This window comes from Pseudomonas sp. LBUM1649, from assembly GCF_059716155.1.
The window spans coordinates 3,608,452-3,632,533 of record NZ_CP166807.1; the positions used below are offsets into that span (position 1 = coordinate 3,608,452).

At 53.5% G+C, this 24,082-nt stretch carries 17 protein-coding genes and 2 pseudogenes; 12 read left to right on the forward strand and 7 right to left on the reverse strand.

Features of this window, described 5'->3' with window-relative positions; genetic code table 11:
• Position 1: 1 nt before the first annotated feature.
• Entirely contained in the window at positions 2-1,501 is a 1,500-nt protein-coding gene (locus tag ACA058_RS16635) for a DUF3375 domain-containing protein (protein WP_497635003.1), read from the reverse strand.
• A 314-nt stretch (positions 1,502-1,815) separates the two neighbouring features.
• On the reverse strand, positions 1,816-2,208 hold the full coding sequence (locus ACA058_RS16640; protein WP_497635004.1) for a hypothetical protein: 393 nt from the start codon (positions 2,206-2,208) through the stop codon (positions 1,816-1,818).
• A 744-nt stretch (positions 2,209-2,952) separates the two neighbouring features.
• Between ACA058_RS16640 and ACA058_RS16645 the strand changes: the two genes are divergently transcribed.
• From ACA058_RS16645 to ACA058_RS16665, 5 genes are all read left to right on the forward strand, one after another.
• Positions 2,953-4,401: a hypothetical protein gene (locus tag ACA058_RS16645; protein ID WP_497635005.1), complete on the forward strand. Its 1,449-nt coding sequence runs from the start codon at positions 2,953-2,955 to the stop codon at positions 4,399-4,401.
• Between the two features lie 2 nt (positions 4,402-4,403).
• Positions 4,404-5,216 (forward strand): hypothetical protein, encoded by an 813-nt coding sequence (locus tag ACA058_RS16650; RefSeq protein ID WP_497635006.1) that lies wholly within the window; start codon positions 4,404-4,406, stop codon positions 5,214-5,216.
• The gene (locus tag ACA058_RS16655) at positions 5,217-6,752 is read left to right on the forward strand and encodes a hypothetical protein (RefSeq protein WP_497635007.1); all 1,536 of its coding nucleotides are present in this window, start codon (positions 5,217-5,219) and stop codon (positions 6,750-6,752) included.
• Complete coding sequence (locus tag ACA058_RS16660) at positions 6,752-7,798, forward strand: hypothetical protein (RefSeq protein WP_497635008.1); 1,047 nt, start codon at positions 6,752-6,754, stop codon at positions 7,796-7,798. Before ACA058_RS16655 ends, ACA058_RS16660 begins: the two co-directional genes overlap by 1 nt.
• Before the next feature lie 255 nt (positions 7,799-8,053).
• Positions 8,054-8,605 carry a restriction endonuclease gene (locus tag ACA058_RS16665; RefSeq protein WP_497635009.1) on the forward strand — a complete coding sequence of 184 codons (552 nt, stop codon included), beginning with the start codon at positions 8,054-8,056 and terminating at the stop codon, positions 8,603-8,605.
• A 334-nt stretch (positions 8,606-8,939) separates the two neighbouring features.
• On the opposite strand, the gene ACA058_RS16670 is transcribed toward ACA058_RS16665, so the two are convergent.
• The 3 genes from ACA058_RS16670 to istA all read right to left on the reverse strand — a co-directional run bounded on the left by ACA058_RS16670 (position 8,940) and on the right by istA (position 12,123).
• Positions 8,940-9,074 (reverse strand): type II toxin-antitoxin system prevent-host-death family antitoxin, encoded by a 135-nt coding sequence (locus ACA058_RS16670; protein WP_154994478.1) that lies wholly within the window; start codon positions 9,072-9,074, stop codon positions 8,940-8,942.
• Between the two features lie 758 nt (positions 9,075-9,832).
• Complete coding sequence (istB, locus tag ACA058_RS16675; RefSeq protein WP_138962891.1) at positions 9,833-10,588, reverse strand: IS21-like element ISPsy14 family helper ATPase IstB; 756 nt, start codon at positions 10,586-10,588, stop codon at positions 9,833-9,835.
• 20 nt (positions 10,589-10,608) lie between these two features.
• The gene (gene istA, locus ACA058_RS16680; protein WP_497634970.1) at positions 10,609-12,123 is read right to left on the reverse strand and encodes an IS21 family transposase; all 1,515 of its coding nucleotides are present in this window, start codon (positions 12,121-12,123) and stop codon (positions 10,609-10,611) included.
• Between the two features lie 1,206 nt (positions 12,124-13,329).
• Here istA and ACA058_RS16685 point away from each other — a divergent pair.
• Together ACA058_RS16685 and ACA058_RS16690 are read left to right on the forward strand one after the other, a co-directional pair.
• Positions 13,330-14,295 carry an endonuclease gene (locus ACA058_RS16685; RefSeq protein WP_497635010.1) on the forward strand — a complete coding sequence of 322 codons (966 nt, stop codon included), beginning with the start codon at positions 13,330-13,332 and terminating at the stop codon, positions 14,293-14,295.
• A 525-nt stretch (positions 14,296-14,820) separates the two neighbouring features.
• Positions 14,821-17,067 (forward strand): putative bifunctional diguanylate cyclase/phosphodiesterase, encoded by a 2,247-nt coding sequence (locus ACA058_RS16690; RefSeq protein ID WP_497635011.1) that lies wholly within the window; start codon positions 14,821-14,823, stop codon positions 17,065-17,067.
• Between the two features lie 243 nt (positions 17,068-17,310).
• Here ACA058_RS16690 and ACA058_RS16695 read toward each other — a convergent pair.
• A pseudogene (locus ACA058_RS16695) lies at positions 17,311-17,438 on the reverse strand (IS66 family transposase); the annotation flags it as partial.
• Positions 17,439-17,835: 397 nt separating this feature from the next.
• Between ACA058_RS16695 and ACA058_RS16700 the strand changes: the two are divergent.
• Positions 17,836-19,380: a sensor domain-containing diguanylate cyclase gene (locus ACA058_RS16700; RefSeq protein WP_497635012.1), complete on the forward strand. Its 1,545-nt coding sequence runs from the start codon at positions 17,836-17,838 to the stop codon at positions 19,378-19,380.
• A 100-nt stretch (positions 19,381-19,480) separates the two neighbouring features.
• Here ACA058_RS16700 and ACA058_RS16705 read toward each other — a convergent pair whose 3' ends face one another.
• Positions 19,481-20,095, reverse strand: coding sequence for an SNF2-related protein (locus ACA058_RS16705; protein WP_497635013.1), 615 nt, complete (start codon positions 20,093-20,095; stop codon positions 19,481-19,483).
• A gap of 236 nt (positions 20,096-20,331) precedes the next feature.
• Between ACA058_RS16705 and ACA058_RS16710 the strand changes: the two genes are divergently transcribed.
• From ACA058_RS16710 to ACA058_RS16725, 4 genes and pseudogenes are all read left to right on the forward strand, one after another.
• A complete protein-coding gene (locus ACA058_RS16710; protein WP_009043509.1) occupies positions 20,332-20,712 on the forward strand; it encodes a hypothetical protein in 381 nt (126 codons plus the stop codon).
• 53 nt (positions 20,713-20,765) lie between these two features.
• Positions 20,766-21,011: a hypothetical protein gene (locus ACA058_RS16715; protein WP_497635014.1), complete on the forward strand. Its 246-nt coding sequence runs from the start codon at positions 20,766-20,768 to the stop codon at positions 21,009-21,011.
• Between the two features lie 197 nt (positions 21,012-21,208).
• Positions 21,209-23,983, forward strand: coding sequence for a UvrD-helicase domain-containing protein (locus ACA058_RS16720; RefSeq protein WP_497635015.1), 2,775 nt, complete (start codon positions 21,209-21,211; stop codon positions 23,981-23,983).
• Positions 23,984-23,989: 6 nt separating this feature from the next.
• Positions 23,990-24,061, forward strand: a pseudogene (locus ACA058_RS16725) (DUF7693 family protein); the annotation flags it as partial.
• Positions 24,062-24,082 lie beyond the last annotated feature (21 nt).

A 24,082-nucleotide genomic window follows, 5' to 3' on the forward strand; every position in this document is an offset into this window, starting at 1 on the left:
ATCAAAGCTCCCATTTGATGTCACGAAGCTTCTCGGACTCAAGTTGGGTAAAGGGGAGGTAGAACCGCCACCAGCGTTCTTCGGTGTCCGCTAAGTCAAGCTCTTGGACTTCCTTGGCGTCTATATCTATGCCCGCCTCCCTGGCCATCGTAATCCACAGCGTGAAGCACTCCAGGTCATGTGTTGGTGGAAGCAAAGACGCCAATTCGCCAAGGGATAGAGGTCGTCCCTGCTCTGCCAAAATCCTCAGCGTTTCACGTACGAAAGCGTCTCGATCCAATCCATCGAATGACTGCCAGAACTCTTCTTCAATCTCATCAAGGGCTGCTGGATGCGAGTTCAGATCCAAATCTGGCGCACTGTCTTCAGCGATACCTTTGAACCGGAGGCGCTCTATCGCCGGCACCCTAGCTAGCGCCATACCAACCGGTGGAATTGGTACCGGCAAATGCCTGACTGCCTGGCGTTGCCAATTAAGCATTAATGCCAAGCTCAAAAATTCGTTCAGCAGGTGACCGACACGGTGATGTTCAGCGACAAGTCCAGTTTTCACGAAGCTTTTGACATCACGCTCGCTTCGAGCTCGCGCTCGTAGCACGGCCTCTGACTCTTGGAGTAAGCGGGGAACCAAACGTAATAGCTCGTTTTGCTGATATCTGTGCAGCGCTAGGGCAACGGCGGGATGGCGCATGATGTTGCGCAGACGAGTCCTCATCCGATCAAGTTCTACCGGCGCCCAGAGCTGTTGCTGGAAGCTTTCAAAAACCTTGCCCTCTGGCGTGTTGAGTAGAGCATCCTGACCGTCCAGAAGGTTGTCGACGATCTCTCCTCTGTGGCATTGCTCACTGATGATCGATTGCCGAAGCATTCGGTCTGCGTCGCGCCAGGAGTCTTCTACTCGCCGAAAGTCTGCCCACAAGCTAGTCGCGAGCGCGTAGATCTCCCGGATCCCTTCAATCGCCTTCGCTTCATCAAATACAGGGATGCGGCCGGCCTTAGCCTGATCGAGTTCACTCTGCAGTTCTCGAATACGTCGTTTCAGGCTTAACGCACGGCTCTTGGGGTCAGAATTGAGGTTCGTCTCGAGATTCTCAATCTCACGCTGAACCACTGACAGTCTGGATGCAGTCGAAGTCATTACTCGATTATCGAGCGTCTCTGCGAAGCGAAACGCTGACTCCAAAGCATCTGTCGCATATAACCGTCCGTTGCGCTCGACGACCAGCTTTCGCTTGATCCACTCTCCAAGCTCTCGGTTTGCTTGTTGAAGCTCAGAACCAGGTTCTGTTTGGTAGAGTTCTTGATCTGCGCTATTGGTCAGGGCCTCGGCCAATGAGTGCAGGGCGTCGTCTAGGTCGATGCCTTCTTGGCCCGGCTCGAATAGCGTTCGTAGGCTGCTAAGAACCAAGGGCGCATATCGCGACGCCAACAATAACCACGCGGGATGATGGGTGCGAAGCGCTGTGAAACGCTCTGCTCTCTGCAGAAGATTTTCTTCCATGGGATTGGTACCCCATAGGTGGAACGCGGCGAAAATGTTGTGCCGCTTGCGAAATAGGCCACCGCTACGCTATTTGCCCGATCAAGCGTAGACGGTTCGGCCGAACTAGCAAATTTTCAGTTCAGCCAAAGCTTGGCCAGATGCACTCGACCGCCCGATGACCAGGCAAAAAACTGAGAGACGAAGCTGCGAAATGCCTTATCTAGGCGTCTGGTCGACTGACACTCCCGTAGGCACCGCCGGTCTGGATGTGTCCAAAAGGACATGCATCGATCGTACGCGCTGATATACGCACCAGGCGAGCACTCACATTTTCAGATGCCCAATTCGTACTCAAGCCGAAAACCTCGTAGATCTCGAGAAAGCTTACGCAAAGGCACTAGACGCAGAAGACCCTGTGCGATGTGTTGGCTATAGCACGACAAGAGCGCGACCTTTTCGGGATGTTGATCGAAATTGGGGAGCGCCAAGTCGGCCTCGACCAAGGCGTTCTTCAACAACTGAAGATTTTCGTCACCCAGCCATTCTCGGCTGAGGTACTCCACTTTACTTCGCACCTTCAGCGGCCCATGGCTAAGAAGAAGGTCTACCACAGCTTGTTGAAGTGCAGCAGCGCCAAGATGTGACCTGGCTACTTCCCAAAGCCTACCTTCTTGCGCCAGATCCAAGCGCCAATGAAACCTACCTCTGACTGTCATATTGGCCATTCTCTTCTTCCTGTAAGTCGTCTGCCCTCTCGGCCATGCGGCGTCACTGATATTGGTAACCACGAAAAACAAACCGCGGAGGTTCTCGGGCATCCGACCTGGTTTCGACTTTTCGAGTGGCTGAAAAAGCTAGCCGCGACTCACGTCGCGAACAAACGATCTGTCCTTCCCATCGCCAAGTCCATGTAACCATTCACTCACGTCTTCACATTTCAGTACAAAGGAGCCGGATCCTAGGCAAAAGCAGTAGAAATCAATCGAGAGACTGACCTTAAATTTATGGCCACTAGGATTAGGCGAAGATCAAGATCTCCGCTTCTGTTTTGTTATCAAATAAGAACTCCGCTTTCTGTTTTTGAATTCAAGGGCACTGAGAAATTATTTTTTTCGATCGCGCCCGGGTGCCGATTTGTTTGCAAATTGGCTCCGTCGCTGCTGCAGCCCTTCCCTGCTCGTGGCGCCGCCTCCGTGACCTTCATCAGGCCCAGTTCTTCATCGGCAGCCGTGAGCTCGTGCGTTCCTATGATCCCTTCACATCTGCCTTTCAGGGATCAGTCGTCTTCCGTCGCTTGCCAAAGATCTGGAAACGTTGTCATCATCCAGTTACATAAGGTGGCCATTTGCCAACCACAGTTTTTCGCGATGACTAATGAGTAAAAACTCATCTGGCCTCATCAAGAGGCCCAGATCGCTGCGGAAAAAAGGTAAGCGTTCGTTTATAAAACAACGAATTACGGATAATGAATGATGTCGTTTCTAAAAAAAATCTTTGTCAGCATAAAGGCCTTCCTATTTGGAGACGGCACTCAGGTGGAGGTCGAGGGCGCCTTCCCTGAAATCAATTCGGACAAGCTCAAGGCGCAGCTCCAGGTTCTGGAGAACGCTCGCGAGGAGGGCGCGCGCGGGATTCCAGATGCCAAGAATTCTCAGCCCACTGGAACTGAACTCGATATCCAAGGCAAAGTCGGCAACCTGCGTGCGGCCACGTTCAGAATCGGCGAGCGTTGGCTCCAGCAAATCCAGGCCCGACTGGACGGAATCGACCTCACGCTGCAGTCCAATCACACTCTACAGCTCGGGGACGAATTCGTTCGCAAGGCCGACTCCATTCTTTCGCGCGTCGATGGCGAATTGCAGGAAGAAATCCGGTTTTCCAAGTCGAGGAAAGCGATACTCGAACAGTTCAGAGCGGATAACCGACTACCTGATACGCCAGCCGTGCTGCCTGGATGGATGGATCACACTCTGAAGTTCTGCCTTCTCGTCATTTTCTGCATCGTGGAATCCGCGCTTAATGCGAACTTTTTCGCGAGCGGAATGGCTGGCGGTTTCCTCGGAGGCCTGGTCATGGCGCTGACCATTGCCGCATTAAATCTTGTCGTGACGTTCTTCGCCGGCAGGTATTGCACCAACAAGAATCATGTCAACGGAGTGCGTTGCTTCCTCGGCTGGTTCGTTGGCGTAATCGGAGTGACCTGGACGCTGTTCGTTGGCATTGTCGTGGCCTATTTTCGCTTCGTGATGCCACAAATTGATGATGAGGGGGCCAACCAGATACATCTCGTCGTCAATAGTATGCAGTTGCTTGTGTCTCCGTTCTCCGATGTCGAAGGCATCATGCTTTGTGCAATCACCGTCTTTTTTGGGCTGGTTGCGCTGCGCCACGGGTACACCTGGTCGGATCGGTATCCCGGCTATACCAAGGTCTACGGCGCTTACATTGAAGCGCAGCAGCGTGCTATCGAGATCATAGGTCGTATTCGCGAGGAGCTTGAGGAGCAAAAAGAAAGCACTCTTTCTCAAATAGATGCCAACGTTCAGAAGGCCACCGAAGCCATCAAGGTCTTCAGGTACAACATGGGCGAGAAGGAGGTGGCCAAAAAGAAGGTGATTGAGCGCCTGATACTCGCGGACAAGACCCTCCAGTCGCTGACGCAGTCCTACAGGTATACAAACCAGATGATGCGGCCGGCCGACAAGCCCCATCCCGATTACTTTAACCATCCGGTTGAGCTGGACGCTCAGGACTTCCCGGACTTTGGCCTGGAGCGTGATGAAGATCGTCTAAAAGCCCAGGAGCAGATGCTGGACGAAATGCTCGTGATACACCAGCCCACGCGCGCCAAAGTGCAATCTTCGTTTGTTGCAAAATTCAATCAGTTAATGCCACTTGAAGCCCAGATTCAGGAATAGCCATGTCTGCCTACCGGAAGCGAAACTCTACCTCCCCAATCGTTTTAGTGATTGGCGTACTGGTTACCGTTGTGCTTGTCCTGGGGGCGAGTTTTGCGGTCTACGCTCACTTTCATGCCGAGACCTTTGACAAGGTCACGCTGTGCCCCTCGAGCGGTGCCAATGGGCAATACGTGGTACTGATCGACAACACGTCGCCCTTCCCGTTTACCCAGAAGGCTGCTCTCAAGCAGCGGTTGCGAGACATGGTTTCAAACAAAATCCCGACGGGCGCGATGCTTACGGTGTTCGTGTTAGGCGAGGACTTTAAACACAATGAAGAGCCGGTGTTCGAGAAGTGCAGCCCCGGCCAGTGGGTTGATGGCGAAGGAATGACCAAGACCAGAAAGTTCGTGGATAAGGATTTCAACGAGAAATTTGCCAAACCATTGGAGGCGGTGGTGAACCGTATTCCCCTCGATGTACGCGGCAAGGCCTCCCCGATCTTCGAGATGCTACAGCTAGTCAGTATTCGCGGGTTTGGACACGACAAAGCTAAAGGCGACAAGACGCTCATCATCTACTCGGACATGGCTGCGAACACAGCCGAGTTCACGATGTACAAGAATCCGCAGCTGAACTACAAAGATTTCGCAAAAAACCCATACGTGCAGCGAGTGACGGCCCCAGCGCTGGAAGATGCATCGGTGACCATCAACATGATGGCCACGGAGCCTTCGGTCACACCGTATGCCAAGCGATCGGAATTCTGGGCCCAATATTTCTCCGCTAACAAGGCATCGCTAGATCATGTGAACCCCATGGAGGGGCTGTAAATGAAAAGTCAGGTGGCAGCCATTTATCAGGTTAGGACATGGTTTTTCATTGCACTTGTCCTTAAGGTGATGTTCGCGACGATCAGCTATTGGCTCAAAGACCCCTTATGGACAGGGTTTCTTCTGCCAATCGCGTTGATGATAGGGTACGGGTTTGTGGGCAGCCGGGTGCGCGATCGTTATGACGTTTATCTCACGACCGCAAAATTCGCTGACTCTGTGTACTACTTGGGCTTTTTGTACACGGTAGCGAGCATCATCGTATGCCTAGCCGATATCCAGAGTATTGGCGATAACTTAAGTGGTATGGCTGCGCGATTCGCTGCGGCGATGATCAGCACCGCGATCGGCATGGCAGTCCGAACCTTGCTTGTCGGCTTCAAGCCCGACCCTGATGATGCGACCAAAAGCGTTGAAGAACAGGCCGTCAGCGCAGCAGCTCGGTTGGTGCACATGTTCGAAGAAACCCACTCGCGCTTGAAGCACTTCCATGATGAGGTTCTAGGTACTAGCAAGGAAACTATGGGGGTGGTCAAGGATCAGCTTCAAGAGCTTTCCAAGCACAGCCTCGCCGCAACGGACGCTTATTTTGCTAATGCGACCCAACGTAGCAATGAGGCATTTGACGCTATGCTCAAGGACGCCAAGGACGCCAGCAGTGAATTGCTGGTCACCATCCATGGCCTAAGAGATCAAAGTCAGCATACCCTCGAGCGGATGGAAGCACATGCGCTGGACTTCGGCAATTTGGCCCAAAGGCGCCTAGAGCAAACCCTGTTCCCGGATGACCTCTTCGCCAACAAGCTCAAGCCGTCCATCGACACGCTGGCCGAAACGACCGAGGGCGTCAATTCGAGCATCTCTACCCTCGCAGAAGATGTGAAGTCTGCAGCGCGTTCGGTAGGCACTGCAATTCGCAGCCTGAATACGAAAACCGTGGTGCTGGAGGAGGCCCTCAGCGCCGTGGGCGGTATCGTCGAAAGTCAGCAGCGCTTGATGGATGCCATGAACAGCCAAGGGGATAGCCTGGTGAGAGGGGTCGAGCGCGTCCAGCAGAATCACCTGGATACGCTGGCCGGGTACCATACAGACCTCATGGCCGAGCTGAAGCTGAATCGTCAGGTGAGTGAAAAGGTTATTGATCGCCTTCAATTCCTAAATGACAAAATCGAAGGGGATAACACAGCAGCTGTCCTTAGTCAGGAGTTCGACGAAGCGTTCCAAGCTATGGGGCACGCCACCATTCGGGCCAATGAGGCATTGTCCGAATCGATTAAGTCCACGCTGCTGCCGCTGATTCAAGCAATAGTTGATAGCAACGAGACCCACAAGGGATTGGCTTCCCAAGTAGTGCATAGCCAAACGGCACTAGAGCAAACTCACACTCACCTTGACGAGATTGTGCGCAAGATTGACCACATCAACCAGATGGAGGTGCTCCCGCCTGCGGTAAATGATTCCCCCATTAATGTTGAAGCAGTGGCGCCCTGCCCCCCTCAATCCGATCAGCCGTCCTCTGAACTGAGGCCTGCTTGATGAGCCAGAAGAACGATCAGGTATTCAACCTGTCGATTACCGAAATCTGGATGGTGTTGGCCTTCATTCTGCTGTTGATGACAGGATGGCAGGTCTGGAAGTTGACGGCCGATAAAAAAGAGCTCGAGCAGCAGGTCTCGAACTATCACGACTTCTACGATCGTGAGAAGGCGCTCAGCCGCACGACGGATGACCTCAAGGCCCAGCTTGCGCAGATGGGGCTTAAAAATCCTGACGAAGTCATCAGCAAGCTGGTCGATGCATCTAAGGCACGCGACGAATCCGACAGATTGAAGGTGCTACTGACGCAGAAGGATGACCAACTTGCTACCCTCGCCGCGATTGATAAAGCGCTTGAAGATTCTGGCAGCAAGGACAAAGGAAAAGACGCCAAGCGTCTGGTTCTAGAAACTCTGATGTCTTACGATCAGCTTAAAAAGTTGGTCGCTGATCCAGCAAAGGAAGTGCAGACGACGGACGTAATCAAGCGTGTAGCTCAGATGAAGGAAACTGAGCAGATCGTCAAAGCGTCGCTCAATTCAAACGAAGAACCCACTGCCGTTCAAGTCGAAAAAATGGTCAAAGATGCAGAGGCCTATGCGGCAGCTGAGCGAGAGGGCTTAAATCCGGTAGCCCTGCAAAAAACTAACAGCGATCTTAAGGGCCAGGTTCAGTATCTCAACAATAAGCTCAACCGGGGCAAGGGCGGAGATTACCCTCCATGCTGGGTTGATGCAGCCGGTAAGCCGGAAATGTTTCTCACCGTGTTTACTAGGGATGACCAGTTGAGCTTTGAACCAGCTTGGCCGTCGTCGCGTTTAGCAGACGCTCAAGCTTTGCCTGGATTTGCAGATTTAATGGCCACTACCACTCGTCAATATGATGACTTTTTACGCGCAACCCAAGCCATCAAAGCTTTGAGCGTAAAGAACGAATGTCGCTTCTTTGTTCGTTTGACCAGCCAGATCCAAAGTGCCCCCTTATCCGACAGACGCCGCATACAAGTCGAATCCAATTTCTACAAGATCGAAACCAAACGCTGGTAAATGACAAATCCTCATAGTGAATGAGAGACAACACTGCCTATCTTTTATCCAATCCTGAATGGTGTTAACACAATCGGTGTGGATGCCGTCTTATCAAACCGGTGCGGCCCTGGATCTACTGGTTGTCGTGAATTGGTCTGCTGCGGAGACGCGGTCTTGGTTCGGCTTGCAATTATTTCACCGCAGCAGTTGTTGCAGGAACACTACCCACTATCCGCAGGCTGGACGGGCAATCTCTCAGTTTAAGGATGACAAATGTTTCCACCGATGGCGAACTCTAATCTGGAAATCACAGCCACTGAATTTGAGCTATTGGTCAGGGACTGGATCCTAAAGCAAGGTGGTGAGCTAACCTCGCTGGAGGTGACACACGACGCGAAGGTTGAGACGTACGACTCAACCTACCAGATCGACGTGCTCGCAAAATTCCAAGCCTTTGCAGGTGCTGAGTTTACAGTCCTGATTGAGTGCAAAAAACACCGTAGCGCAGTCGAAAGAGAGTTGGTTCAGGTGCTGCACGACAAGGTCAGATCGCTGGGCGCTCATAAGGGAATGCTGTTCACCACATCAGGGTTTCAATCAGGGGCGATAAAGTACGCTAAAGCACATGGCATCGCGCTGGTTTCGATCATCGAGGGAGCAGCTACCTATCAAACCCGTTCGGCTTTTCCAGTCGCCGCGACACCACCTGCCTGGCTCAACCTTCCGAAATTTGTGCTTTGGCACGTTGGTGAAAACGAAGCCGGCAACATCTCGATGAAATCCTTAGGGCGTGCTGATACTGAATTCCACGAGATGCTCAGTTAGCGAAAATAGGCGTACCCACTGATAACATGCTTCTGCCGTTAGCAGACTGGATTTACCGCCGAGTGACAGCGCCGAGTGACAGGGTGAAGGGTTTCTTTGTTGGCATGCCGCCTTCGGTAGATGGCTGCCGTGAACCGAGCCTCGCGATGCGGTCTCGACCCTGGCGGACTTTCATCCTGCATGCCTGCACGCTCCGCTTGCTAGAGACACGCCGCGGCACTTGAGCCTAGCGATGACCAACCAATGAGGATGGCCACGCGCATCGCTCGACTGCAAAGCGGAGTGCAGCAATTGCTGGCTGTCGTAGAACCAAGCCCGGTCTAAAGACAGCCGACTACTCCGCCTCTGCCATTAGTCGGCACACTTCTCGCCCATTCTTAGTGATGACGAAGCTGTGACCGAGCGAGACGAGAGCTAACAGTCGCCGCAATCTCCGGCGAGCCTGGCTACAAGCAAATGTCGTTATCATGACTGGCGTACCTCGTAGTAGGCTAACGTGGATATTTGTTCGTCCTGTTCGACGACAGATTCCTTAACTTCTGAGACGAAGAATGATAGCGCCCTATCGCCTTAGGTTCGCGGGCCCTCGGACGCGCTGCAGTCAACGCCCTCCTCACATACCCTTCATTCAGGTGATGCAAGTCATGCCCCAGCGACGCCTCGTTGAGCAGCAGGAAGGATCGGCCATTTTCTGTGGATACGACAGAATTTAACGCCCCGCTCCTCCCACCCATGACTTGCGCCCCCCGCCTATCGACGGAGTGGGCACTCCCAGAAGTCTATCCGCCTTCTGATTCGCCTCCACTTATGCGCTGCTCGCTTGAGTGAGCAGGTTTCGATTTGATACGCCGCTCGTGGCAATCTCCAAAATAAGACTCGATGATCCACCCCGCGATCCTCGTTTCCTGATTGCCCATGCGGCATAGGCAGCTCCATTCCGAAATGCGGGCATGCTCTGTGGGCCAGATCCCGCTGGGGCTATAACCCAAGCTGCATTTCCAGGCGAATCCCTTTCAGGGCCTGTGGCAGCACCTTGACTGGCACCTTCAGTAAGAGGCCGTCTGCCAAGACCTGAGCATGTCGACTGTACAGGACTAGCCTGCGGATTCCACGACACTTGGACACTCAGCCCACGATCATTTGGACACTCGTTCCATGCTCACTTGGACACCTGATCCACGTCCACTTGGACAGGCAGTCGGAGCGCAGCGACGCAGGTTTGCATTGTTAGTCTGAAGTCTCTGTCGCCGTCAATTTCGTAGCGCGTCTGCGCATCGATTCGCCCTTCAGTTCGATCCGATAAGCGTTGTGCACCAGCCGGTCGAGGATCGCATCGCCTAAGGTCGGATCGCCGATTAGTGCGTGCCATTTGTCCACTGGCATCTGGCTGGTCACCAGCGTCGAGCGGTTGCCGTAGCGGTCGTCCAGCAGTTCAAGCATGTCGCGTCGTTGCGACGCAGTAAACGGGGCCAGGCCCCAGTCATCGAGGATCAGCAAGTCGGTCTTTGCATATCCGGCCATCAGTTTCGCGAAGCGCCCGTCGCCGTGGGCCAGGCCCAGTTCTTCCATCAAGCGCGGCAAGCGCAGGTAGCGCACGCTGTAGCCATCCCGGCAGGCCTTGTGGGCCAGCGCGCAGGCCAGCCAGGTTTTACCCACCCCTGTGGGGCCGCCGATGATCAGGTTCAGGCCGTCACGCAGCCATTGCCCGCTGCCCAGTTGCAGGATCAGGGACTTGTCCAGGCCGCGCGGGCTTCTGTAGTCGATGTCTTCCAGGCACGCGTTGTGGCGTAGTCGGGCGGCTTTCAGGCGAGTCGTCAGGCGTGCATCTTCGCGCTCGGTCAGCTCGCGGTCGACCATCAGACCGAGGCGTTCATCGAAGCTGAGATCGTTGATGTCGGGCGTTGCGTGTTGTTCGCCAAGCGCCTTGATCATGCCGTGCAGGCGCAGGGTTTGTAGCTTGTCGAGTGTCGGGTTGGGTAGCATTTTGGTATTCCTTTTTCAGGTCAGTGGTAGTAGCTAGGGCCGCGCAGGTTGATGTGTTCTTCGGGCAGTAACGGCAGGTTTTGCTGGGCCAGCGGTAGCCGCTCCAAGCCTTGGCGCAGGATCGATTCCAGGCTTTTGTAGCTGCACGCGCCCAGTGCCAGCGCACGCTGGCAGGCGGCTTCCAGCCGCTCTTCGCCGTGCTGTTTGCTCAGACGCAGGATGCCCAGGCAGGCGCGGAAGCCGTGCTGCGGATGGATTCGGCGTTCGAGGATGTAGGCGATGACACCGGCAGTGTTCGGGCCTGTCTGCTCTGCCCAGTGGATCAGTCGCTGCGGCGTCCATTCGGCATGTTCGCGGTGACTTTTGGGCATGTGCTCGGTTTGGGTGGTGTGGCGGCCTTTGTGCGGCGAGCGCAGATGGCTGGCCACCCGCTGGTTGGCGTGGAAGCACTCGACGGTCTTAGCGGTTAGCCGCACTTCGAGTTGGTGCTTCACCAGCTGGTACGGCACCGAGTAGTAATGGCCGTCGACCTCGACGTGGTAGTCGATGTGCACTCGTACCTTTTTCCATTCGGCGTAGACATACGGGTGTTCCGGCAGCGGTTGCAGCGCGGGTTGGTCGATGGTCTCGAAGGCTGAGCGGCGTGAGCCGGGCAGCTTCTTGAAGGGCCGATGGTTTAGGCGTTCAAGTAGCACGCCGATGGCCGTGTTGAGTTCGCCCAAGGAGAAGAACTGGCGGTTGCGCAGCGCTGCGAGGATCCAGCGCTCGACCACTTGCACACCGACTTCGACCTTGGCTTTGTCCCGAGGTTTGCGAGATCTGGCAGGCAACACGGCTACGCCGTAATGCTCGGCGAGGTCGCGGTAACTGGGGTTGATATCGGGCTCGTAACGATGCGCTTTGGTAACGCCGCTGCGCAGATTGTCCGGTACCAGGATCTGCGATGTGCCGCCGAGAAAGGCGAAGCAGCGCACGTGCGAGCCCAGCCAGTCGGGCAGTTTCTGCGACCAGGTGGCCTCGGCGAAGGTGTAGCTGGACGCGCCGAGGACGGCGACGAAGATCTGCGTCTGGCGTATCTCCCCGGTTCGCCGATCAATAACTGGCACGGTCTGGCCGGCGTAATCAACGAACAGCTTCTCGCCGGCACGGTGTTCCTGGCGCATGACCACATCGATCTTCGCGGCCCAGAGGCGGTAGTGCTCGCAGAACCAGCTGTACTGGAAACCTTGCGGGTGAGCGAGTCGATACTCCTGCCAAAGCAGGGCCAGAGTTACACCCGGGCGACGTAACTCGGCATGGACATGAGCCCAGTCCGGCATCGGACGTTGATCGCTGGGAACCGTCGGCGCTGGCGGGAATAGACATCGCTCCAGTTCGGCGTCCGACAACTGCGTGGGCCAAGTCAGCCCGCAAGCGTTGAAGCGGTGCAGATAATTGCCGGCACTGCCGCTGCTGATGCGAAGGCTGGTGGCAATTTTGCGCACGGACAGGCCGGCGTCGAACTTTAGGCGTAGTACCTCTCGGATTTTACGCATGGATATACGCTCCACGACGACCTCTTCGCTTCGAGAAAAGAGGTCGATGGTAGTGAATAATCCTGCGTTGCTGCCTGCCTGAGCTTGGGTCGGATCAGTGAGAGATTACTGTCCAAGTACTCGTGGAATCAGTGTCCAAGTGGTCGTGGAATGAGTGTCCAAGTCAGCGTGGAATCGCTGTCCAAGTGTTCGTGGAATGGGTGTCCAAGTGCGCATGGAATCCCCAACTAGCCTGTCTGGAGAAGGATCTCGGTACGGAACCAGTGCTCCAACTGCGATTTGGACGGCTCTCACTATACTCAGCACTGCATCACCTACTGAGTGTTTGTCCAAGTACTCGACCGTCGCGCGCGTAGGTAGCCCTGCCCCATTCCATATTTCTAATAAGGCCTGATGAAAACCCGCAGACCCGAAGTGACTGAAGGCTGTCCTCCAAACGAGCGCCTCTTGTGAAATGTCCAACCGACTGCAGGTCATTTGATTAGGATCCCTGGCATGAGGCTTTTTTAGATTTCGATTTCAATCAGCTTTCAGCGGCAGCGAAGCTAATTTCGCTAGCCCTGGTCGCAAATGATGGGTGAGTTTTACGTCGAATTGTGAACTGCAGCTTAGGTATTAGCACAATGACATCTGGCCATTTTTTTGTGAGAAAACGGTTTTTTTTTGAAATCAAAGTAGCCGCGACTGTGTCGCGAAGATGCGATGGGCTGATGCACCAAAGCATTGCCGCTTTAACCCCAGATTTCAGCCTCGTAGGCGCCAATAATACCGAAGCAAAAATCAAACAGAAAAAAGGGCACTAGCTGAGCTACCGAATCGATTGCCTAAAAGCCCATGACAATCCAAAAAAATCCATGAGGGTCTAGAGAGTTTTGCTTGTTTTTTGTTTTCAAATATAAGAACTCCGTTTTGTTTTTTGACTTTCAAGGGGAGGCCCAGAAATATTTTTTCTGCGGGCTCGGGAATGGCTCTGTTTGCCCATCACTGCCTACGAAGGCATTCAGCCACCATGGCGAGATGTACTCTATGCTCGGAGGCGTCATCGCAGGCCGACGGCCATCCTCTTGCTCTGCAGCGTCTGAAGCCCCGGCTGGTATTCCTTGATCGAAAACAGGCCCGAATCAGCGACTTTGACATAGCCCTCTCCATCAACAGCCATGGAGTCGTGCGTATACTGCGCCTCTTCTAAATTGCTTAAGCTTTCCGATGAAAAAACTGCTTGCCGTATTAGCGCTGACCCTCTCAGTAATCACCCCCGCCTTCTCAAACCCTCCATCGACCTTTTCCGAAGCCAAGGTCATCGCCAAGCAAAAGATCTACCTCGACCAGGCGAACAGTGCCATGGGCGAGCTGTATTGCGGCTGCAAATGGACATGGGTAGGTAAGTCGGGTGGTCGGATTGATGCTGAATCTTGCGGCTATCAAACCAGGAAACAACAGAGCCGAGCGGAACGGACTGAATGGGAACACATCGTTCCTGCCTGGACATTCGGTAACCAGCGCCAATGCTGGCAGAACGGTGGTCGAGAGCATTGTGTGGATGATGATCCCGTATTCCGAGCGATGGAAGCTGATCTGTTCAACCTCTACCCATCTGTTGGGGAGGTGAATGGCGACCGTAGTAATTTCAACTACGGCATGGCCTCCGGGATTGCGCCGCAGTACGGACAGTGCAAGACACGGGTTGATTTTGAGCAACGTGCTGCGGAACCGCGTGACGAGGTCAAAGGGCTGGTCGCGAGGACAACCTTTTACATGTTCGACAGATACAAACTGAACATGTCTCGTCAGCAGCAACAGCTACTGATGGCTTGGGACAAGCAGTACCCGGTTTCGTCTTGGGAGAAAGAGCGAGATCGACGCATCGCAGCAATCATGGGGCACTCCAATCCATTCGTAACTGGCGAGCGTCAATGGTCGCAAGGATACAAGGCGGTTGGTGATGGGGTTGTTAGCGCCGTTCCAGTCAATCCTCCGCGAGTAGCAGCCCAGCCAACCCTCGCGAGCGCGACTGGGATAGGTGTGATCATCGGTAACCGGAAGAGCCAGGTGTATCACCTCTCAGTGGGGTGCCCTGGTTATGGTCAGGTGTCCGAGAAAAATCAGATCTCCTTCACGTCAGAATCTGAGGCTCAGGCGGCGGGATATCGAAAGGCGGGGAACTGCAAATAGTTGTTTCTCGTTGAAACCCGGCCTTGCGAAACCGAGGCCGGCACCCAACATTAAACTGAGACATGCGTCCTGTTTTTGCTATTTTCATACTTGATAACGTCATTCACTGTTGTCGCCGACGCCGAATTGACCCGGTTGCCGAGATGTCACTGACCCAGTCTGATTCCTCGCGAACCATTGCCTGCGCTGGGTTTGTGCCGATTTGGAGGTGGGCAGTCTTGCGTCGGCACGTGGGTCAATTCGGCATCGGCCTCAACAACCTAGGTTTACGGTGCATCTTGCGTGGCGGAATAGCTGCGAATGATGGCATAGTGGAATCACTGATTTGTGCCCAGGAATCTGGGAGGATCATCAGCGTTGTACCAATAAAAATTGCTCGTGAATGTAGAACCGCTCCTGATGATACTCCCGCGAGGTTCAGCTCACGAAAACTAGCGAACGTTGAGTTGCCGCTGATATGAGCCGAAAATCGCGTTGAATGCGTGCCGGGCAATTGAGAAAAGAACATTACAGATAGGTGTCGTAATGCAGCGTAGCTCTGACAATCCCGCCACAACGTACATTCAACTGCTAAAAGAGGTCGCCACCGCAGCCAATGAAGCCATTAGTGTTGATGCTGCGCTGCTCTTGGTCTTGCAGAGCATTTGCCGGATCACCGGTTGGCCCGTGGGGCACGCACTCAAGCTTCGGGAGGATAGCCTCCATTCGACTGGCATTTGGCATGTGGATGAACGCTTTTCGGACGGTGCCCTTGGAGCTTTCCGTCAAGCTACTGAAGAGCAATGCTTTGCCTCTGGGATAGGGCTGCCGGGGCGGGTCTTGGCTGAAGGTCGTCCTCTGGGAATGAGTGATGCGAGGACAGACGTCACCTTTCTCCGTCGTTTCTCTGCTATGCAAGCAGGCCTCGCCGCTGGATTTGCTTTTCCGGTGCATTCCGGTTACCGCATTACTGCAGTGCTGGAGTTTTATACCCCGACCCCGCAGCAGCTAACACCTGAACTGCTGGAGATCATGACGCAGGTCGGCGTCCAAGTGGGGCGAGTATTCGAGCGCGAAGCAGCACAATGCACGCTGCAAGCCAGTGAGCAGCGCAGTCGTCAGATCATCGACAGTGCCGGGTACGCCTTTATCGCCATCAACGCCGTAGGAGTAATTACCGCCTGGAACAAGGCGTCAGAAAAAATCTTTGGCTGGTCTTCGGCAGAAGTAGTAGGGCAGATGGTCTCTGACATCATAGCCCCTATCCACCACCGCAAAGCGCATCGACGAGGATTGGCACGCTTAGTTAGCCATGGCAAGGCCTTGACCAAGGGGCAGCGACTTGAGCTGCCAGCCATGCACCGGGGTGGGCGGGAATTTCCTATAGAAATTACTCTCTGGTCGCTCAAAGAGAATCATGAATGGAGCCTCTTTGCCTTCGCTCACGATATCACTGCACGAATCGAGGTTGAAGAAGACCTTGAGTACCGGGCTCTGCATGATTCGTTAACTGGTCTTCCTAATCGGACGTTGGTGCTGGATCGGCTGCGCCAATGCTTATCCCGAAGAGATGCGCCCAATACTGGCCTTGCTGTGTTGTTTATCGATCTGGATCATTTCAAACGAATTAACGATAGCTTTGGCCATGATGCAGGCGATCAAGTACTCATCACTGTGGCTCAACGGTTGCAGAGAACCATGCGACCTTCCGACACAGTCGCACGTCTGGCCGGCGATGAATTCGTGGTGGTTTGCCCTGACGTAACCACCTATCGCGATGCGGCAGTCATCGCCGAGCGTCTGCTGAAGGGTCTGGCACCGGTTATTCACTTAAAAGACGATGAGGTTTTCGTCGCGGCCAGTATCGGGATTGCGATGGCGGAGCCGGGTAATGATGCTGAAAAATTGATTGGCTCGGCTGATATTGCCATGTATGAAGCCAAAACAAGTGGGCGCGCCCGCTACCAATTGTTTGATGGGCAGATGCAGATGCAGGTCGCGACCCGACTGCGTATCGAGCGCGATCTGCACCGTGCCATCGCCAATGGCGAGTTCCGCCTATATTTCCAACCCGTTATTGCCGCCACCAGTGGCGCAGTGGTTTCAGTCGAAGCGTTGTTGCGCTGGCAACACCCGGAAAGAGGGTTGCTGTCACCCGCAGAATTTATCCCAATTGCCGAAGAAACGGGCTTGATTATCCCCATAGGCACCTGGGTCATCGAGGAAACTTGTCGACTGGCTCAAACGTGGGGGATTCTGCGCGATACCTGTTTGCCACTTGGCGTCTCGGTCAACCTTTCGGCCAGGCAGCTGATTCAGTCCGATTTGATCGAGAAAGTCACGCGTATTTTTAGTCTCACTGCCTTCGATCCGACACGAATCGAGTTTGGCTTCGAAGTCACGGAAACAGCCGTGATGAGCGATCCTGCCGCCGCCGCCGAGACGTTGCAGGCGCTGCGCGATCTCGGTGCCCGCATATCGATTGATGACTTCGGTACCGGTTATTCGTCGTTGGCGTATCTCAAGCGGTTTCCAGTTGATACGCTCAAGGTTGATCGCTCCTTTGTGATGAACATCGACAACGACCGAGTAGATCAAGCGATCGTCCGCGCGGTCACAGACTTGGGTCATAGCATGGATCTAACGGTTGTCGCCGAAGGAGTAGAAACGGCGGAGCAAGCGCAAATATTGCGTCAGTTAGATGTCGACTTACTACAGGGGTTCCTCTATGCCCGCCCGCAACCCGTAGAACAATTGGAAGCCTTACTGTTTAGGACTCGCCCGGTATACTGATCAACACCATAGGAATCCTTTCGTGAGCTGGACGGGCCAATGCCGAGCTCGGGTTAAAGCACTCTTGTCTTTACGAGGTCTGTGTATCGCTTCGCAAGCAGAGCCTGTAATTGACGTTGATTGTTTTTACCTTATGGTTTCTTCAATGAGCTGGAAAGACGGTTATACACATTTGCATAAATGTCAGCATCTGCCAGCGAAAAAAGTAGCATTTCAACTTCATGGATGTGGGTGGCATCACCCCAGAGCCTGCTCTACGATCTGGCTCTTGTTGGTCGTATGCAAATTGAAGAACTTGCGACGAGTGTGGGCCATGCAACCGATCTCGGTCACGCCCAGTCGCCGAAATCGTCGCAGACCAACTTGCCATTGCGCGCGCTCGCCGGCGCGGCCTTGGCCGGTGGTGTAAGGCGGTGCGCTTGGTTTTTTGCCGAATCTCGGATGATACCAGGGCCGGTTGCAGGGCCTCGAATTCGGTTCCGATGGCAACGATGTTGGTACCAAGCAGGTCATCGAGCAGGTTGGTTGCCAGCACTGTAGAAGCGTCCTTACGTTACTACCAGCTTCCTCCCGATCAGAACCGCATTGCCAATTTTCACCACCGGAGCCTCCGAAAATAACTGGCTGAGTCCGGCCAAAAGTAGTCAGTGATTAGTGAAGCCATACGCAGATAAAAGCCCAACCATTAAGCTCGGATATAAAACCTTCGGTTGATGGGCACGAAGATCTATATACTTCTCCATTTTTTTGGCTGTAGATGATGACTTGATGCCTACAATGACTGAGCGGAATGATAGAAAGATCAAGGTTCGCCATGCGATTTATTTTGTCGTTGCCGTATGCCTGTCGTTGGTAGCGGTTGCCATTTTTGGCAGTTGGAATTCAAGACAACATCAATTGCATGATAAAGAAATAGCGATGTCGAACCTTGCTCAAACGTTATCCTCCCAAGCTGAGGCTACGATTAAGCAGGCTGACACCGCTCTTTTGGGATTGGTAGAACGGCTCGAAACGGATGGCATGAATCGCTCCCAGCTGGAGAGAATGGAGCGACTACTTAAAGTTCAGAATAACGAACTGCCTCAGCTACACGGGATTTTTATCTACGACGACAAGGGTCGCTGGATTGTAAATTCGCGTGGGGTATTACCACCTAACGCCAATAACTCCGATCGTGAGTATTTCATCTTCCACCGTGACCATCCTGAGCGTGGCCCTCATATAGGGGCTTCGATACGCAGCCGTTCTACGGGGGATTGGGTCATCACTGTCTCGCGCCGGTTCAATCACCCTGATGGAAGTTTCGCCGGAGTGGTAACAGCCACCCTCTATCTCAAACATTTTCTAAAGCTATACAATAGTATCGAAGTAGGCCGTAACGGAGTTATCACCTTGATATCGGCAGACGCCAAGATCTTGGTGCGCCGCCCTTTCAGGGAAGCTGATATCGGCAGTAGCCTCATCGACGCTCCGTTATTTACTCAACTGTTACCTAATGCTCCTTTTGGCACAGCTGCCGTGCGATCGCATGTTGACGGCGTAGAGCGCATTGTGGGCTATCGTCGGGTTGATGGATACCCACTGGTTATTTTTGCCGCATTCGAAAAGGACGAAGTTCTTTCCAGCTGGCGTAATGAGTCGCTACTCAGTGCAGCGTTGGTCTCATTGCTATTATTGATTTTAGGCACGATCGGCTTTCGGCTTGTTAATCTGATGAAACACCAGATGCATGTGCAAGGTGAGTTGTATATTACTCAAAACCGGCTTATGACGGCAAACCGAGCCCTGGAGCTGATGGCACTAGAGGATGCGCTCACAGGCCTTGCTAATCGGCGCGAGTTCGACAAATTTATAAAGGCAGAAGCGGCCCGGGCAAGACGCCATAAAAATACTTTTTCTTTGCTCATGATCGATGTGGATTACTTTAAGAACTACAATGATCATTACGGTCACCCCCGAGGCGACGAATGCCTAAAAACACTCAGCGCAATAATCCAAAAAAACATTGTGCGATCTAACGACCTAGCCGCTCGCTATGGTGGTGAAGAGTTTGCCGTGGTGCTTCCAGGCACCGACTCTGAAGGCGCTTTTCTTGTAGCTGAAAAAATACGGCGGGCTGTACTACAAGCTGAAATTCAGCATTGTGACAGCCCTGAAGGTATCATTACCGTAAGCATTGGCGTTAGTACGTGCATACCTACCCGCGCGGATTCTCCCGAAGTTTTGATAGAAACTGCGGATAAAGCACTCTATGCCGCCAAGGCCAGCGGAAAAAATATGAGTCTTGTTGTCAACTCACTTATCGCAGGTTGAGTTGTACTGGCTTAGCGGAGACCTTTATGCTCGTAGATCGTTCGAGTGCCGGTGAGTGCGATCGCACCGTGCATTCAAGCATCTGTGTCGAATTCCTCTCTCAGATCAAACCTACCGAATTCCCCGAGATGAATGAAGCGACATGGCGTCTTTTCGAGATACCGCTGTGCCACGAGATACTCGTGAAAATTGAGCAACAGAAGGTATTCCTCATCAGGGACGGGTGTCTTTCTTTTGAACTCTTCGATTGCATCATTGAATTCAAAATCTCGCAGCGCCACGTACGTTGCGTGTCCGAAAGCCGAAGCCTGCGACATTCTTCGACGATGATCTTCCTAGGCAAATCCTTGGCCACGTCAACTTTTAGTCGACGCAGGATTTGCGGAGCAATACGGGCCCGCAGTTCATCGACACGCGCATTTTCTTCGTCGGTCTTCGCTTCGATAGGCTTACGATACCGCTGACCAAAGTCATTCAACGCACCGAGCAGACCTGGCTGGACATAATCGAACAAGCACCATATGTCCGCCAGCGTGTTTTCCACCGGCGTTCCCGTGCAAGCGATCTTGAATCCAACCTGCTGTTTCTTCGCTGCTCGAGTGACCATCGCTGCAGGATTTTTAATGCGCTGGGCCTCGTCGCACGCCATGAGTGACCATTTCTGCGAGGCAAATGAGAATTCAAGGTCACGAAGCGTCTCATAAGTTGTCAGCACAATCTTGGCGTGACCTACGGATAAACGTCCGTCACCATAGGTGCAACACCTTTGCCAAGGCTGCCTGAATCCGACTCCAAAGTGCCTATGGGCGCATCGTTCGAGGGTTCTGACGACGATCAGACGCTTGATGCCAAAAAGAGGCGGAGAGTTGATTCTGGCAAGCGATGAGCAGACATTTTTTTGCGATTTACTCTGATACGCTGCTGAAACACTCGTTTACAGGAGTTGTTCGCATGATTGGCAAGTTAATTTCGACGGGGTTCAGTTTGGCCACCTTGCCCGCCCGCCTGACTTTTCGCAGCGTCCGCGCCTTGGCCATGACGCCTGCCGAAGCCAGCCGCCTGCTGGCGGACATGCGTCAGGCATCGGATCAGGCGGTGCAGGAACTCCAGGGGCTGTTGGCCAACGTCGATGCGGACATGACCCACAAAACGGCGCACCTCAGTGCTGCCGACAAGCGCCTGGCAGCCGAACTGGCCCTGCACGCCGCCGAACAACACCTGAACATGGCCGCGATCAACATTCTGCGGGCCGTCTGGCTGACGCTTCACTCGACGCCGAACTTGCCGCCAAGCGAGCTTGATAAGCGGCTTGAACAGACACGTAACGACTAACAGACCGTCCGGCGGATCGGTCGATCCGAGCGAGAAATGGGAGCTCAGCATCCTTGAATCTCGCTGATGTCGTGGGTCGTTTTCGACGTGCGATCAACACCCAAAACAAACTGCACAAGGTTGCCAAGATCACCAATGAGGACTGCGTCTTCATTGACGACCTGATGACCCGATACTCAGTTTTCGAGCACGCCCAGTCTGAGGAGATGCCAAGCATTGCCCTTGAGCTCGATGTGTTCGAAAGCGATGTGACTACCCTACACAACTGGATCACCGAGTTTGGATCCCGAGCCAGTTAAAGGTCACTCACTGAGCTGATTCTGGCTCGCCCTGGAGGGGCGGGGTTAACCATAAGGGGATTTTATCGCATCGGGGAGTCATCGCAGGTCTATCCGTCCAAAGCAGATCTGGCTGGCTGCCAGCCAGCGAAGGCCGTAATCGAGCGCATACGTCGTTGAGGATGTAGACTAGAATTTTTTGGGATTCTGGAATCAGGATGACAATGGAGTGGCGAGCATCTGCTTGGGGGCGGTTGCTGACAAAGACTGATCAATGGCGCTTAAACGCTGAAGATGATCGGCTTTTTTTGAAGCTTGGCGACAAGGTGGTTGAGGTACAGCCTGACAACCTCCCCAAGGTCGAGGTGAATCGAGGCGTGCTCTGGACAGACATTACGCTGTTCGAGGGCCGCCAATTTCGTGTGGATGGGTTGCCCAACTCCAAAGAGCCGAGCCTTACGCAGGAATTAAGTCGGCTCCTCCAGATTACCCGTCGACGCCGCTTTGACGAATGCTACTCATCCATCCGAAGGTGGTTGGGCACGGTTGAGCAGACAGTAAAAGAGGCCGACTCTGAACACCACTGGCTGACGCACGAGATGCAGCAGGCGCTTCTCGCAGTCAAGCCGATGCTGAGCATCAACGACCAAGCATTAACTAAATTATTTCAGACCCCTGAAGTTCAGTCCTCTCTCCAAGAGCGCGCTGCGGCCGTCCAGCAGGATCTTGACGACTGGATGTGTAATTGGCCAGAAGCATGGGTTCAACGAAACGACGAGCATATGCTGCACGAGCTCGATGCATGCAAGGATCTCCTCGCTAAGGTCGAAAGCCAGCCGCTTACAGATGAGCAATCCCGGGCAGTAATCTGCTTTGATAATCGCGTCCAAGTCATCGCTTCAGCAGGCTCTGGCAAGACTTCGACCATGGTTGCCAAGGCAGTCTATGCCCTGCACCGTAAATTGGTGTCTCCCAGCTCAATTGTCATGTTGGCGTTCAACAAGGACGCTGCGGGCGAACTACAAGCACGGGTTGCCGAATCACTCGCGCGTATAGCTATAGAAGACGTGCAAGTGGAAGCGAAGACCTTTCACTCTCTTGGGCTTTCCATCATCGCGGAAGCAACCGGCCGTAAACCTCATGTGCCGGATTGGGCCGTTGAAAACCTACTCGGCCTCCAGAAGCTCTTGAACATCGTCGACGATCTTAAGGATCAATCCGAGGCTTTCAGGACTCAATGGGATCTATTCAGGCTGGTACTTGGACGGGATGTCCCGGCAGCAGGAAAAGATCAATCGTTCGAAGCTTGGGACAAGGAAGGACAAGGCCGCTTGGTGTCGTTAAACGGTGATCATGTTGCAAGCCAAGAGGAGCGGATTATCGCCAACTGGCTTTTTTACAACGGCATCGAATATCAGTACGAGCGGTCTTACGAGCATGACACGGCCACCGTTACGCACCGCCAATACTTCCCGGACTTTTTCTATCCCAGCATCAACCTTTACCACGAACATTTTGCTCTTGACGCTCTCGGCCAGGCACCAGAGCATTTCAAGGACTACCTAGAGGGCGTTACTTGGAAACGAGAAACGCATCATAAGCTAGGTACAGCCCTCATGGAGACGACTTCGCATCAGTTGCAGACCGGCGAAATCTTTAAGCACTTGAGTAAAGAGCTTACGTCTCATGGGCTAATTCTTGACCCAAATCCAGACCGTCCAATTCCTGCAAAAGGGTTGGTGCCCATGGAGCATGTGGATCTGATCAAGCTACTCCGTACGTTCATCACGCACTTCAAAAGCAACAGCCTCACATTTGAATTGCTATTTAAGCGCCTGCAAGATTTACCGTCTGGAGCGTTCAAGTACCGTTTTGAAGCTTTCTTGGAGCTAGCTGTCCCGGTCATCAACGGCTGGAACATGGCTCTGTCCTTAGAAAAAGGAATTGATTTTGAGGACATGATCAATATGGCTGCTGAAAGCCTAGAGCGAGGTCATCCCTCCCCTTATAGTCTGGTAATGGCTGATGAGTACCAGGATGCTTCAAGGGCCCGCGCACGCCTCTGCAGGGCATTAGTGGCTGAGCCCGGTCGACATTTATTTGCTGTCGGAGACGACTGGCAATCTATCAACCGCTTTGCAGGTGCAGACATCTCAGTCATGACCGGCTTCCGGGACTGGTTTGGTCACGGACAGGTTTATCGCCTTGAGACTACATTCCGATGCCCTCAAGAGATCTGCGACGTATCCAGCCGCTTTGTCTCCAAAAATCCTGCCCAGCTAAAAAAACGAGTGTCGTCAGTAACTCCCGCTATAGATCCACCTATCCAAGCATTCCAAGTCCCAGAAAGAAACGAGATTCAAGGGGCGATAAACCATTACCTATCAGAGCTTTATCATCGCCTGGTCGACGGCGCAGCGCCTGCAGGGAAGAACGGGAAAGTGACGGTATTCGTTTTGGGGCGGTATAAGAATGATCGGCAATACATCCCTGACGGCTGGCAGTACCATTTCGGTGATCGTATTGAAGTTAAGTTTAAGACAATCCATACCTCCAAAGGGGATGAAGCCGAGTACGTAATCCTTCCCGGAATGGTTTCTCGGGGATTCCCTAACGTGAAAAGTGATGATTCGGTGCTGGAACTGGTCATGCCGGCGGGCGATACCTATCAACACAGTGAGGAACGACGATTATTCTACGTGGCTCTCACCCGCGCTCGTCGTTCAGTAGCGATGTTCACGGTGATGGGAAAAAACTCACCGTTTCTCGATGAGATGGTGAAAGAAGGCGCCGTTAAAGTCACCAGCATTCGAGGCGAGCCCATACAGGAGGATCGTTGCCCGGTCTGTAAACGCGGCGTGCTGGTCAATCGACAAGGGCCGTATGGTGAGTTTCGCTCGTGCTCAAGCTATCCCATGTGCAATCACAAACCTAAGCAACCGCGCAAGCCTGGCGGGCATAGGGTTGGATCGTTTTCCCGTGGGCCGTGGTAACGCGACGGAGCTGATCCTGTCGACCTATTGAGTGCCTGGGAGCGTGAACAGCTAGAACGTTTGCTCGCCGCGCTCTGAGCATGCACGTAAAGCACGTTA

Excerpts from the sequence above, each read along its gene's own strand:
- ACA058_RS16635 (WP_497635003.1), bottom strand. The coding sequence starts at position 1,501 with ATGGAAGAAAATCTTCTGCAGAGAGCAGAGCGTTTCACAGCGCTTCGC.
- ACA058_RS16640 (WP_497635004.1), bottom strand. The coding sequence starts at position 2,208 with ATGGCCAATATGACAGTCAGAGGTAGGTTTCATTGGCGCTTGGATCTG.
- ACA058_RS16645 (WP_497635005.1), top strand. The coding sequence starts at position 2,953 with ATGATGTCGTTTCTAAAAAAAATCTTTGTCAGCATAAAGGCCTTCCTA.
- ACA058_RS16650 (WP_497635006.1), top strand. The coding sequence starts at position 4,404 with ATGTCTGCCTACCGGAAGCGAAACTCTACCTCCCCAATCGTTTTAGTG.
- ACA058_RS16655 (WP_497635007.1), top strand. The coding sequence starts at position 5,217 with ATGAAAAGTCAGGTGGCAGCCATTTATCAGGTTAGGACATGGTTTTTC.
- ACA058_RS16660 (WP_497635008.1), top strand. The coding sequence starts at position 6,752 with ATGAGCCAGAAGAACGATCAGGTATTCAACCTGTCGATTACCGAAATC.
- ACA058_RS16665 (WP_497635009.1), top strand. The coding sequence starts at position 8,054 with ATGTTTCCACCGATGGCGAACTCTAATCTGGAAATCACAGCCACTGAA.
- ACA058_RS16670 (WP_154994478.1), bottom strand. The coding sequence starts at position 9,074 with ATGATAACGACATTTGCTTGTAGCCAGGCTCGCCGGAGATTGCGGCGA.
- istB (WP_138962891.1), bottom strand. The coding sequence starts at position 10,588 with ATGCTACCCAACCCGACACTCGACAAGCTACAAACCCTGCGCCTGCAC.
- istA (WP_497634970.1), bottom strand. The coding sequence starts at position 12,123 with ATGCGTAAAATCCGAGAGGTACTACGCCTAAAGTTCGACGCCGGCCTG.
- ACA058_RS16685 (WP_497635010.1), top strand. The coding sequence starts at position 13,330 with ATGAAAAAACTGCTTGCCGTATTAGCGCTGACCCTCTCAGTAATCACC.
- ACA058_RS16690 (WP_497635011.1), top strand. The coding sequence starts at position 14,821 with ATGCAGCGTAGCTCTGACAATCCCGCCACAACGTACATTCAACTGCTA.
- ACA058_RS16700 (WP_497635012.1), top strand. The coding sequence starts at position 17,836 with ATGCCTACAATGACTGAGCGGAATGATAGAAAGATCAAGGTTCGCCAT.
- ACA058_RS16710 (WP_009043509.1), top strand. The coding sequence starts at position 20,332 with ATGATTGGCAAGTTAATTTCGACGGGGTTCAGTTTGGCCACCTTGCCC.
- ACA058_RS16720 (WP_497635015.1), top strand. The coding sequence starts at position 21,209 with ATGACAATGGAGTGGCGAGCATCTGCTTGGGGGCGGTTGCTGACAAAG.